The sequence below is a fragment of the Flavobacterium sp. Root186 genome, from assembly GCF_001428525.1.
Classification (GTDB): Bacteria; Bacteroidota; Bacteroidia; order Flavobacteriales; family Flavobacteriaceae; genus Flavobacterium.
In genome coordinates this window covers 424,547-437,285 of sequence record NZ_LMHW01000001.1, presented here as the reverse complement: position 1 = coordinate 437,285, position 12,739 = coordinate 424,547, and the positions used below count along the sequence as shown (strand labels likewise).

At 34.9% G+C, this 12,739-nt stretch carries 8 protein-coding genes; 7 read left to right on the top strand and 1 reads right to left on the bottom strand.

From position 1 onward, the window contains the following. Positions 1 to 6: 6 nt before the first annotated feature. From uxaC to ASD98_RS01515, 5 genes are all read left to right on the top strand, one after another. Positions 7 to 1,413 (top strand): glucuronate isomerase, encoded by a 1,407-nt coding sequence (gene uxaC / locus ASD98_RS01535; protein WP_056199164.1) that lies wholly within the window; start codon positions 7 to 9, stop codon positions 1,411 to 1,413. Positions 1,414 to 1,599: 186 nt separating this feature from the next. After that, on the top strand, positions 1,600 to 2,622 hold the full coding sequence (locus ASD98_RS01530) for a sugar kinase (protein WP_056199637.1): 1,023 nt from the start codon (positions 1,600 to 1,602) through the stop codon (positions 2,620 to 2,622). A 12-nt stretch (positions 2,623 to 2,634) separates the two neighbouring features. Beyond that, positions 2,635 to 3,303 (top strand): bifunctional 4-hydroxy-2-oxoglutarate aldolase/2-dehydro-3-deoxy-phosphogluconate aldolase, encoded by a 669-nt coding sequence (locus tag ASD98_RS01525; RefSeq protein ID WP_056199161.1) that lies wholly within the window; start codon positions 2,635 to 2,637, stop codon positions 3,301 to 3,303. Positions 3,304 to 3,509: 206 nt separating this feature from the next. After that, positions 3,510 to 4,958, top strand: a complete 1,449-nt coding sequence (locus tag ASD98_RS01520; protein WP_056199158.1) for a tagaturonate reductase — start codon at positions 3,510 to 3,512, stop codon at positions 4,956 to 4,958. Positions 4,959 to 4,997: 39 nt separating this feature from the next. After that, complete coding sequence (locus ASD98_RS01515; RefSeq protein WP_199866259.1) at positions 4,998 to 6,620, top strand: UxaA family hydrolase; 1,623 nt, start codon at positions 4,998 to 5,000, stop codon at positions 6,618 to 6,620. Positions 6,621 to 6,839: 219 nt separating this feature from the next. Here ASD98_RS01515 and ASD98_RS01510 read toward each other — a convergent pair whose 3' ends face one another. Continuing rightward, positions 6,840 to 7,868, bottom strand: coding sequence for a LacI family DNA-binding transcriptional regulator (locus ASD98_RS01510; protein ID WP_056199156.1), 1,029 nt, complete (start codon positions 7,866 to 7,868; stop codon positions 6,840 to 6,842). Positions 7,869 to 8,159: 291 nt separating this feature from the next. On the opposite strand from ASD98_RS01510, the gene ASD98_RS01505 reads away from it, so the two are divergent. Together ASD98_RS01505 and ASD98_RS01500 are read left to right on the top strand one after the other, a co-directional pair. Further along, positions 8,160 to 9,590, top strand: coding sequence for a glycoside hydrolase family 28 protein (locus ASD98_RS01505; protein WP_056199153.1), 1,431 nt, complete (start codon positions 8,160 to 8,162; stop codon positions 9,588 to 9,590). A gap of 40 nt (positions 9,591 to 9,630) precedes the next feature. Beyond that, a complete protein-coding gene (locus tag ASD98_RS01500; RefSeq protein WP_056199149.1) occupies positions 9,631 to 12,735 on the top strand; it encodes a TonB-dependent receptor in 3,105 nt (1,034 codons plus the stop codon). Positions 12,736 to 12,739: the final 4 nt, after the last annotated feature.

Genomic DNA, 12,739 nt, shown 5'->3' with positions numbered 1-12,739 from the left:
AAAGACATGAGCGCGAATCAGACATTCATACACGATAATTTTCTGTTAGAAAATAAATACGCTGAAGAGTTGTATCACAATTACTCTAAAAACCAGCCCATTATTGATTATCATAATCACTTAAATCCTCAGTTTATTGCCGAAGATAAGATTTTTGATAACATTACAAATGTATGGATCAATGGAGATCATTATAAATGGCGTGCAATGCGTACATTAGGAATCAACGAGCAGTTTGTAACAGGAAATGGTTCAGATAAAGATAAGTTCTTAAACTGGGCAAAAACAGTTCCGTACACGATGCGTAATCCTTTGTATCACTGGACACATTTAGAGTTAGCGCGCTATTTTGATATTTATGACCTGCTGAATGAAAAAAATGCAGAGAAAATCTATATCGAAACAACTGAGAAAATAAATTCTCAGGCATACAGCACACAAAACCTTCTTAAAAAAGTAAACGCTGAATTAGTTTGTACTACTGAAGATCCAATTGACAGTTTAGAGTTTCACCAAAAACTGGCAAAAAATCCAATTGGAACTAAAATGAGTACGGCTTTCAGACCCGATAAAGCCATCTTAATTGCTAATGATGGTTATAATGCATATCTGGACACATTAGGGGATGTGTCCGGAGTTGCAATTAATACTTATGCTGATTTACAAACTGCATTAAGAAACAGAATTGAATTTTTTAATGCAAATGGCTGTAAATTAAGTGACCACGGTTTAGATCAGATTTATTTTGAAGAATTTACAGAATCTGAAATAAATTCAATCTTCAAAAAGAAAAGAGAAAATAGAATTTTATCTTCAGAAGAAGCTTTAAAATTCCAAAGTGCCGTTTTATTATTTTTATCTGAAACCTATCATGAATTTGGATGGGTGCAGCAGTTTCACTTAGGTGCGTTGCGTAATAATAATGCTCGTATGCACAGAATTTTAGGCCCGGATACCGGATGGGATTCTATTGGAGATTATCCGCAGGCACAAAAACTGTCAAGCTTTTTAAATGCATTGGACAGTAAAGATAAATTGTCTAAAACTATTATTTATAACCTAAATCCGGCTGATAACGAAGTTATGGCAACGATGATTGGAAATTTCAACGACGGAAGTGTTCGCGGAAAAGTACAATTTGGTTCTGGATGGTGGTTTTTAGATCAAAAAGACGGAATGACAAAGCAGTTAAACGCGCTTTCAAATATGGGATTAATCAGCTGTTTTGTTGGAATGCTTACAGATTCAAGAAGTTTCTTATCCTTCCCAAGACACGAGTATTTCAGACGTATTTTATGTAATCTTTTAGGAGATGAAATCAAACGCGGAGAACTTCCAAACGATATGGAATGGATTGGGAAATTAGTTTCTGACATCTCATACAATAACGCAAAAGAATATTTCAAATTCTAAAAAAAAGTTTTTTTAAACCATTAAGAGATTAAGATAATTAAGTTTTTGCCTTTGTATTTAAGGTTAAATGCTCAAAAGATAATTAAGGGTGAGATCTTAATAAGCTTAATTTAACTCAAGAGAAAAGTGAGTACATCTAATTAACTTAATGCCTTAATGGTAAAAAAAATAAAAAAATATAAAATAATGAGTAGAGTAGTTACATTTGGAGAAATCATGCTGCGTTTATCGACAGAAAGACACTTACGTTTTTCGCAATCTACAGCATTTGGTGCTACGTACGGAGGCGGAGAATTTAATGTATGTGTTTCTTTGGCTAATTATGGTGTAAATGCCGAATTTGTTACAAGATTACCTGAAAACGAAATTGGTTTATCGGCATTAAAAGAAATGCGAAAAATGAATGTCGAGACCAAAAACATTGTTTATGGAGGAGATCGTTTAGGAATCTATTTTCTGGAAACCGGAGCCGGAACACGCGGCAGTAATGTAGTTTACGATCGTGCGCATAGTGCAATGGCAACTATTGAAAAAGGTCAGATAGACTGGGAAAAAGTTTTAGAAGGAGCAGAGTGGTTCCATTGGAGCGGTATTACGCCAGCGATTTCTCAAACCGCTGCGGAAGCGTGTTTAGAAGCTATTAAAGCAGCTCATAAATTGGGAATTAAAATTTCCTGCGACTTAAATTACAGATCAAAACTTTGGCAGTATGGCAAAACGCCAAGCGAAGTAATGCCGGAAATGCTGCAATACAGCAATGTTATTTTAGGCGATATTGATACTGCTTATTTTATGTTAGGAATTCCAAAAGAAAACCCTAATTATCAGGATCAGGAATCACTTCCGGTCTTATACTCAAAGTTGTTTGAATTAATTCCGAATTTAAAAATCGCAGCAACAACGCTTCGTTATTCTGTAAGTGCATCGCACCAAAGAATTGGCGGTGTTTTATTTGACGGAAAAACAATTTATCAGGCTGCTGTAAAAGAAGTTACGCCAGTTGTAGACAGAGTAGGAAGCGGTGACGCTTTTATGGGCGGATTGATTTACGGATTGTTAGAATATCAAAATAATAACCAGAGAGCATTAGATTTTGCAGTAGCAGCCTGCTGTTTAAAACATACAATTGCAGGAGATTATAATCTGGTTACTTTAAAAGAAGTTGAAAATATGATTGATGGTGATGGTTCTGCATTAGTATCAAGATAATTAATTAGAGATATGGCAAAATATTCAAGAATAGAGGTTGCACAGACAATGAAAGATAACGGAATGGTGCCGTTGTTTTTTCATTCTGATATTGAATTAAGTAAAAAAGTTTTGAAGGCTTGTTATGACGGAGGTTCCAGATTAATGGAATTTACCAGCAGAGGTGACTTTGCACATGAAGTTTTTGGAGCTTTAAATAAATATGCTTTAGCAGAATTACCGGGAATGATCTTGGGTGTTGGTTCTATTACAGATGCGGCTTCGGCTTCCTTATATATGAGTTTAGGAGCTAATTTTATTGTAACTCCGGTATTTAGAGAAGATATAGCAATTGCTTGTAATCGTAGAAAAGTATTATGGTCACCAGGCTGCGGAACGCTTACGGAAATTGCAAGAGCAGAAGAATTAGGTTGTGAAATTGTAAAATTATTTCCTGCAGATATTTACGGACCAGAATTTATAAAAGCGATAAAAGGACCTTGTCCGTGGACAAACATTATGCCTACAGGAGGTGTTTATCCTACAGTTGAAAGCTTGAGTTCCTGGCTTAACGCAGGGGCAACCTGTGTTGGTTTAGGATCACAATTGATTTCAAAAGATATATTAGATAATAAAGATTTCGATGGTTTAACGGTTAAGGTTAAACAGGTTCTTGACATTATAAAAAATATTAGAAAATAAATAAGGAGTAATCATGCCAATCCTTATTTATGCGTTTTTTTTAGATTTTAGAGATTGTAATTGAGCATTACGCTTGAAAAATAAATCTTGTCATTCCTCACAGCAAGATCTGTTTTAATTACGAGTGTAATGTTTCATTTACAATGTATTAAAATGTCAATAAGGTATTAAGTGGTTATTTATAACACTTTAAAGTTAAAATTAAAATGGAAAAAATTAACAGATCAAATTCAGAGTTTTCAAACAGGCTTCCTATTAAAATAGTTCAATTTGGAGAAGGTAATTTCTTAAGAGCTTTTGTAGAATATGCAATTCAGAAGTTAAACCAAAAAGCAGATTTTAATGCCGGAATCGCTGTTGTTCAGCCTATTGATAAAGGTTTGGTGAATATGATCAATGCACAGGATGGTTTATACACTTTGTTTATGAAAGGTGTAAAAAAAGGAGAAGAAATTCAGGAAAAAGAATTAATAACTAATATTGTAAAAGCAGTTGATCCTTACGCTTCATTTAAAGAGTATATAGCTTTAGCAAAAGAAGAAGAACTGGCTTTTATTATATCAAATACAACTGAAGCCGGAATTGAATATATTGCTTCAGACTTGCCTACAATGCAGCCTCCTGTATCTTTCCCTGCAAAATTAACCGTACTTTTGCATGAAAGATTTAAACATTTTAATGGTGCCGCTGATAAAGGATTAACAATTATTCCTTGTGAGTTAATTAATTATAATTCAGATACTTTAAAAGAAGTTATTTTAAAATATTGTACAGACTGGAAACTAGGTCAGGAATTTATTTCCTGGATTTTAAACAACTGTAGTTTCCATAATACATTAGTTGACAGAATCGTTCCGGGTTATCCGAAAGATCAAATCGAAGAATATAACAGTCAGTTGGATTATAAAGATGATTTGATTGTGAGTGCAGAATCATTCTTTTTATGGGTTATCGAAGGAGATGACGAATTAAAAGCAAAACTTCCGTTTGAAAAAACAGATCTTGATGTAAAAATTGTAGAAGATATGCAGCCTTACAGAACACGTAAGGTTAGAATTTTAAATGGAGCGCATACTGCTATGGTGCCATTTTCGTTACTTTACGGAAATGAAACTGTAAAAGAAACTGTTGATAATGCTTTTACAGGAGAATTTATTAATAAAGCTGTTTTTGAGGAAATCAATGAAACCTTAAACATGGATAAACAAGAATTGGCAAGTTTCTCTGAAGAAATTTTAGATCGTTTCAGAAATCCGTTTATTAAGCATTTATTGTCATCAATTGCTTTAAATTCAATTTCGAAATTTAAAGTTCGTGTTTTGCCAAGTTTAACAGGATATGTTGATATTCATGGAAAATTGCCACTACATTTGACTTTTGCATTTGCTGCTTTAATACGTTTCTACAAAGGAACATGGAATGGGCAAAGCTTACCGGTTAATGACAGTGAAGATATCGTTTCGTTTTTTGATGGTTTATGGAAATCAGATGATTATGAAAAAATAGCGAGACTTACTTTGCAAAATAAAAGTTTTTGGGATGAAGATTTAACTGAAATTCCTGGATTAACAAAAGCGATTACAATTGGTTTAGAAGAAATAGATGCAAATGGAATTGAAGCTGGTTTTGCCAAGTTTCAGGAAAGAATAAAATAAAAAAAGCAAAAAAAACAAAAAGCAAAAAGAATAAGGATTATGGCAGTGCAGAAAAAATTAATAAAAGTTCACCCAACCGATAATGTAGCGGTTGCTTTGGTGAATCTTACAGCTGGCGAAGTAATTGATTTCGAAGGAGAATCAGTTGCGATTGAGACAGATGTAAAGATGAAACATAAGATCGCAATGGTTCCTTTTAATGTAGGGGACAGAATCATTATGTACGGAGTTTTAGTAGGGAAAGCTAGTGCAAGAATCGAAAGAGGAGGATTGCTTTCTACTGAAAATGTAAAACACGAAAGCGATAAAGTTACTGGTAAAACAGAAACAATTGGCTGGACTGCTCCAAACATCGACAAATGGAAAGACAGAACTTGGCAAGGCTATCATAGAGAAGACGGACAAGTTGGAACTGAAAATGTTTGGTTGTTTTTTCCGTTAGTATTTTGTGAAAACAGAAATATCGAAATCTTAAAGGATATTTTTGAGAAAGAATTGATGAAGCCTAAAGAAAATGATTATCAATTATTATTACGTTCTTTAGTAAAATCAGAAACTGGCGGTGCTGGTAATGAAGCGGCTTCAAACGATGCTAATTTATTCAACAATATTGAAGTAAAATTCATCACGCACCAAGGCGGCTGCGGCGGAATTCGTCAGGATTCTCATAGTCTGGCTAAATTATTGGCAGGTTATGTAAATAATCCAAACGTTGCCGGAGCAACTGTTTTAAGTTTGGGATGTCAGAATCTTCAAATTCAGATTTTCAAAGATGCTTTAGATGCAATTAATCCAGACAGTAAAAAACCGGTTTTAATTTACGATCAGCAAGCTATCGGAACAATCGAAACGATGTTAAGCAGTGTTGTAAAAGATACTTTCGAAGCGATTAAAAAAGCAAACGAAATAAAGAGAGAACCAGCTCCATTATCTAAATTAAAAATTGGTTTAGAGTGTGGTGGATCTGACGGATTCTCTGGAATTTCTGCAAACCCGACTTTAGGAGTTACTTCAGATTTATTGGCTGCTTTAGGCGGAACTACAATTCTTTCTGAATTCCCTGAATTATGTGGTGTTGAGCAGGAATTAGTAAACAGATGTGTTGAAGACGAAGGCGGAAAACGTTTCTTGGATCTAATGCAATGGTACGAAAAAACGGTTGTAGATGCTGGTTCAGGATTTGATATGAATCCGTCTCCGGGTAACATCAAAGACGGTCTAATTACAGATGCAATGAAGTCTGCAGGAGCTGCTAAAAAAGGAGGAACTTCGCCTATTACAGGAGTATTCGATTACGGTGAATACATCTCTAAACCAGGTTTAACTTTACTTTGTACGCCAGGAAATGACGTTGAATGTACAACAGCAATGGTTGGTTCCGGAGCAAACATGGTATTGTTTACAACAGGTTTAGGAACTCCGACAGGAAACCCAATTGCACCGGTTGTAAAAATCTCTTCAAACACACAGTTAGCAAATAAAATGTCTGATATCATTGATATTGACACGGGGGGAATCATCACCGGAGAAAAATCAATTGATGAAATGGCAGATGAAATGTTAGAGTTTATTATAGATGTTGCCAGCGGAACAATCAAAACCAAAGCAGCAATATTAAACCAAAACGATTTCATTCCTTGGAAAAGAGGAGTATCGCTTTAGCTTTTAGTTACAAAGGTGCAAAGGTACAGAGATACAAATTGACAAAGGTTTATATATAGAGACGCACAGCAGTGCGTCTTTTTTTAGCCATATAAGTGATATAAGTTCATTTTAGATTTATACTTACATCAACAAAAAGGCAACTCATTGAGAGTTGCCTTTTTTATTAATTCAAAAGCAAACTTAAATTTACTTATATCACTTATATGGTTTAAAAAACTAAAAGGTGCTTCTTGATGAAGATTTACGGATGTGTAATTCTGGTGCGAGAACTACCTTTTTTTCGATTTTAATTGTTTCTGTTTTATCAACCTGTTCTAAGAAAACGCGTGCTGCCATTTTTCCCATTTCGAGCGGCGACTGATCTACAGAAGTTATAGATAATTCCATGAATTTAGTAAAAGGCTCGTTACTGAAACCAGCCACACAAAACTCTTTCGGAATACTAATGTTTCTTTCTTTTAATTCTTGTATCGCGCCTAATGCCGCAAAATCACTCGCAGAAAATATAGCATCCGGCGGTGTTTCTAATTGCAGCAGTTTATCAACCGCTTCTTTTCCTGCTTCGACAGCACTTTTCGTATAAATAACATATTCTTCCTTAAAATCAATTCCGTGATCCAGCAAAGCTTGTTTGTAGCCTAAAAACCTGTTTTTAAAGATTTCCAGCGATTGATCTCCAGAGAAATGTGCAATATGCCTGCAGCCTTCATTAATTAAATGCTTTGTCGTTAAATAACCGCCTCTAAAGTCGTTTATCGTAACAGAACTTACACCTTCAATATGTTTGCTTCTATCGAAAAAAATCAGCGGAACATTCTTTTGAAGAACATATTGAAATGCACCGTCATTTTCGTCAGTTACATCAGTTACAGACATTAAAATTCCGTCAACCTGAGCATCTATTAAAGTATATAAATTTTCGTTTTCTCTTTTTTTGCTTTCATGTGTCTGGCAAATAATTACCTGATAACCATGAGGATGCAGTTCTTCTTCAATTCCTCTGATCACAGAGGCAAAAAAGTTACTGTCTATACGCGGTACAATTACGCCAATATTATTACTTCGGCCGCTTTTTAATGCTAAAGCAAGTTTGTTTTGCTTATAGTTCATTGAGGCAGCGGTTTTAATAACCAACTCACGAGTGCTTTCTTTTATTTTCGGGTTGTTATTCAACGCTCTGGAAACAGTAGCTGCAGTGATATTTAATTTTTCGGCAATATCATAAATGGTTACTTTTTCGCTCATTAAAAAGGGTTTTTACAAGTTAAATTCTTAGACAAAAATACATTTTTTTTAGATAACGTAATATTTAATGTTATCGATTACCATAATGAATTACTACAACGTTTTTTATTTTACAATGATAATAAATTATAATAATTTTTGCATTAAATGTAATTATAATTCTTAATAAAAATTAAAAATACAATAAATTTCTAAATAAATTTGGTTGAGTGGAACATATTTTCTACTTTCGTGTAATCGATTACATAGTTATTGATATTTTCAACATCGTTTACTTGATATTCCACAAAAATGATTATAAACAGGATTATAGCGTATAAATCAATTGTTTTTGCCAGTATTATGGTTGTTTTGACTATATCCTGCGCTAAAAAAGTTGTCGCTTTCTCTGAATCTGACCCATGGAAAAACATAGAACTGACCATAAAAAGTCTTCCTCAAACAAAATTTCAGGATAAAACCTATAATATAAATGATTTTGGAGCTGTTTCTGATGGTAAAACTTTAAACACTTTAGCCTTCGAAAAAGCAATTAAAACCTGTACAGAAAATGGCGGCGGAAAAGTGCTGGTTCCAAATGGAAAATACTTAACCGGAGCCATTCATTTAGAAAGCAATGTAAACCTGCATTTAGAAGATCATGCAGAAATTCTTTTCAGTTTAAATCCAAAAGACTATCCAATCGTTCATACTTCGTGGGAAGGAACAGAAGTGATGAATTACTCTCCTCTTATATATGCTAAAAACAAAACCAATGTTGCCATTACAGGAAAAGGGACTTTAAACGGTCAGGCAGACAGTACAAATTGGTGGATTTGGTCTGGAGGAAAAGGTTATGGCTGGAAAAAAGGAATTCCGTCCCAAAATGATCCAACAAATAGAGAAGTTTTGGTTGATATGGCTGAAAAAGGGATTCCGGTTGCAGAAAGAGTATTTGGAGAAGGAAGATATCTTCGCCCAAATTTTATTGAGTTTTTTGAATGTAATACCGTTTTGGTAAAAGATATAACAGTTATCAATTCTCCTTTTTGGATTCTGCATCCCATAAAAACCAACAACATCATTATTGACGGTGTAACCGTAAACAGCCACGGACCAAACAATGATGGCTGTGATCCTGAATATTCTCAAAATGTAATAATCAAAAACTGCACTTTCAATACGGGAGACGATTGCATTGCTATTAAAGCCGGCCGCGATGCCGATGGAAGAAGAGTAGCGATTCCTAGTAAAAATATAATTGTTCAAAACTGTAAAATGATCGACGGTCATGGCGGAGTTGTGATAGGAAGTGAGATTTCTGCCGGAGTTAATAATGTGTTTGTCGAGAATTGTGTAATGGATAGTCCAAATTTAGATCGTGCCATTCGTATCAAAACCAATTCTAAAAGAGGAGGAGTAATTGAAAATATTTTTGTTAGAAACCTTGAAGTAGGAACCGTAAAAGAATGCGTTTTGCTGGTTACCATGTTTTATAACGTCTATGGCTCGCAAACAGGAAATTTTATACCAACAGTAAGAAATATAAATCTCGAAAATGTTAAGGTAAAAAATGGTGGAAAATATGGCGTTTGGGCAGAAGGCTATGCAGAATCCCCAGTAGAAAACATTACGCTTAAAAATGTGAAAATAGAAAAAGTAGACTCAGTCTATTTATTAAAAAACGTAAAGAATACCAATTTTATAAATACATATATCAATGGAAAAAAAGTAAACAAATAAAAACGAGTAACTATAATTTAACCAAACCACGAAACCACTTATGAAAATTAAACAACCATTAAAGAAAAAAATAAAATACAACCTTGTATTTTTATTTTTCCTGAATTTCCTCCTGTGCAATACTATAAATGCACAGTCTACAACAATAGAAGGGAAAATTACAGATGCGACAGGATTATCGCTGCCGGGCGTTAATATCCAGGAAAAAGGAACTAAAAACGGAACTTCGACGGATTTTGAAGGAAGTTTTAAAATAAATGTAACCAATAATAAAGCTGTTTTAATAATAAGCTATTTAGGTTTTCAAACGCAGGAAGTAAGCGTTGCCGGAAAAACAAAAATTAACGTAAGCCTTGCAGAACAGTCAAATTCATTAAACGAAGTTGTGGTTGTAGGATACGGTTCTGTAAAGAAAACAGATCTTACAGGTTCTGTAAGTACTATTAGTGCGGCAACCATTACAGAAAGAAATACTACAAGTGCATTGGAAGCAATTCAGGGAAGCACACCCGGAGTTACGATTTCGTCAACTTCAGGGCGTTCCGGCGACGGATTTAAAGTGGTTATTAGAGGAAATAATTCATTAGTAGGATCGTCTCCATTATATGTTGTAGATGGCGTTCCGGTTGATAATATTGACTTTCTAAATCCACAGGATATTGCGAGAATGGACGTTTTAAAAGATGCTTCGTCAGCAGCAATCTACGGTTCAAGAGGAGCCAGCGGTGTTATTATTGTTACAACTAAAAGCGGTGCTAATGTAAAATCAGGAATCAATGTAACTTTTGATTCTTCTTACGGAACAAAAACGGCGGCAAGATTACCAAAAATGATGAATGGCGAAGAATGGTGGAAATTTCACCAAGTTGCCTATATGAGCGCAACGCCGGCAACTCAGACTCCTGCGCAGCTTGCTGCTTTGGCAGGAAATCAAAGCCCTTTATTAGTTACAAGAGCAAACAATGGCTACAATTTTGACTGGGCTGATGCTGTTCTAAAACCCGGAATGACCCAAAACAATTACTTAAATGTTACAGGCCGTTCAGATTCTGGTTTGAGCTACAATTTAGGATTCGGAATTCAAAGCGATGAAGGACTTATCGATAATGACGGAACTGATAAATACTCTTTTAAATTAGGATTAAATCATAAAATAAACGACAAATTTACAACAGGTGCCAATGTTACAATTGCTCGTGTTGACACGCAGTTAGGAAGTGATTTAGCCATGCAGGATGCTTTCAGACTTAGCCCTTTAATGTCACCTTGGGCAGTTGATGCCGATGGAAATGAAAGAGTAGGAACTTTATTTTTCCTTCCGGGGAAATTAACTTATCCTGATGGTTCCTGGGCAATTAATAAAACCAGTGCGGTAAACCCATTAATGGAAATTGCCAATTCTTCGCAGACAGAAAAAACATGGCAGACCGTTGGAAATGTTTTCTTTCAATACCAAGCATTAAAATGGCTTTCATTTAAAACCACTTTTTCTGCCGGTATAGAAAATACAGTTACAAGTGCAGCTTATGGTGCACAGACAAATGCCGGAGTTACATTAAACGGAAAAAATTCAGCCTCAATAAAAAACTTCAATAACTTCAATTATACTTGGGACAACCAAATTGATTTGAAACATACTTTTGCTGAAGTGCATGATTTTAGTGTTTTATTATTGCAGAGTTTGTATTCAAATGTTGATGAAACTTCGTATTTATATTCTAACAATCAGCCTTTTGATACTGGGTCAAATAATATGGGATCTGGAGTTCAGACTAGTTACAACATCAGTTCAGGTTATTTAAAGAATACGTTAAGCTCTTATGCCGTTCGTTTAAACTATACTTTTAAAGACAAATATTTATTAACTGCTTCTACAAGATGGGATGGTTCATCTGTTTTATCTGAAGGTAATAAATGGCAGAGTTTCCCTTCTGTAGCATTAGGTTGGAAAATCAGCAAAGAATCTTTCTTAGCAAACAGTAATGTAATTTCAGACTTAAAACTTCGTGCGAGTTTAGGTTATACAGGAAACGATAACGTAGCGCCTTATACTTCTCAGGCGTTATTAAATCAGCAGACTTTTTATGCAAACGGAGCCAATGTAGTTTCGGGCTGGCAGTCAGAAAATCTGGCGAATCAGGATTTAACATGGGAAAAAACACGAGAATTAAACCTTGGTCTTGATTTCGGTTTCTTGAAAAACAGAATCTCAGGAAGTGTTGATGTTTACGACAGATTATCAGATAAATTAATCTACAAGCAGCAATTACCTGCAGAAAGCGGCTGGAAAAACACTTTTGCAAACGTGGGTTCTGTAAGCAATAAAGGTGTCGAAGTTTTATTAACGACAAAAAACATCAAAAGCGAAAACGTAAACTGGGAAACGACTTTTACCTTTACTAAAAACGTAAACAAATTAGAGTCAATTTACAATCAGGACAAGGTTAGTGATATTGGAAATAAATTAATTCTGGGTTCAGAGTTAAACCCTAATTACAACTACGTTTATGATGGCGTTTGGCAGGAAAGCGAAGCAGCACGTGCAGCAACTTACGGGCAAGCTCCGGGGCAGGCGAGACCAAAAGATTTAAATGGCGATGGAAAATTTAACCAGGATGACAGAACGGTAATAGGAAATGCAAATCCGGATTGGCAGGGAAGTTTATATTCTAAACTGACTGTTGGGAATTTCGATTTCAATTTTTCTGTATTGACAAGTCAGGGGCAGACAGTTTTGAGTACTTTTCACCAAAACTTTGCAGACGTAAGCGACAGAGGCCGTCAAAAATTGGCAATGGATTATTTTATTCCAACAAATGGTACAGGTATCGAAGCCAATGCCAATAACACAAACCCAAGACCGGGACCGGTTGCAACGGGTGCGGGTGCCTATTGGACTTCTTTATTTGGTTACTATCGTGATGTTTCTTACGTAAAAATCAAAAATATATCTTTAGGATACACATTGAATTCAGAATTATTGAAAAAACTTAAAATTAGTAATTTGAGGATTTATGTGAATGTTTTAGATCCATTTGTATTTACAGATTTTGATGGATATGATCCAGAGTGGGCCGCTTCTCCTTTTGGGGTAAACCGTCCGGCATCTGTAACAACGCAATTGGGATTAAGTGTTAAATTTTAATAAA

What these genes read in the sequence shown, in the direction of transcription:
- ASD98_RS01505 (WP_056199153.1), top strand. Translation starts at nt 8,160, where the DNA reads ATGATTATAAACAGGATTATAGCGTATAAATCAATTGTTTTTGCCAGT.
- ASD98_RS01530 (WP_056199637.1), top strand. Translation starts at nt 1,600, where the DNA reads ATGAGTAGAGTAGTTACATTTGGAGAAATCATGCTGCGTTTATCGACA.
- ASD98_RS01500 (WP_056199149.1), top strand. Translation starts at nt 9,631, where the DNA reads ATGAAAATTAAACAACCATTAAAGAAAAAAATAAAATACAACCTTGTA.
- uxaC (WP_056199164.1), top strand. Translation starts at nt 7, where the DNA reads ATGAGCGCGAATCAGACATTCATACACGATAATTTTCTGTTAGAAAAT.
- ASD98_RS01525 (WP_056199161.1), top strand. Translation starts at nt 2,635, where the DNA reads ATGGCAAAATATTCAAGAATAGAGGTTGCACAGACAATGAAAGATAAC.
- ASD98_RS01510 (WP_056199156.1), bottom strand. Translation starts at nt 7,868, where the DNA reads ATGAGCGAAAAAGTAACCATTTATGATATTGCCGAAAAATTAAATATC.
- ASD98_RS01515 (WP_199866259.1), top strand. Translation starts at nt 4,998, where the DNA reads ATGGCAGTGCAGAAAAAATTAATAAAAGTTCACCCAACCGATAATGTA.
- ASD98_RS01520 (WP_056199158.1), top strand. Translation starts at nt 3,510, where the DNA reads ATGGAAAAAATTAACAGATCAAATTCAGAGTTTTCAAACAGGCTTCCT.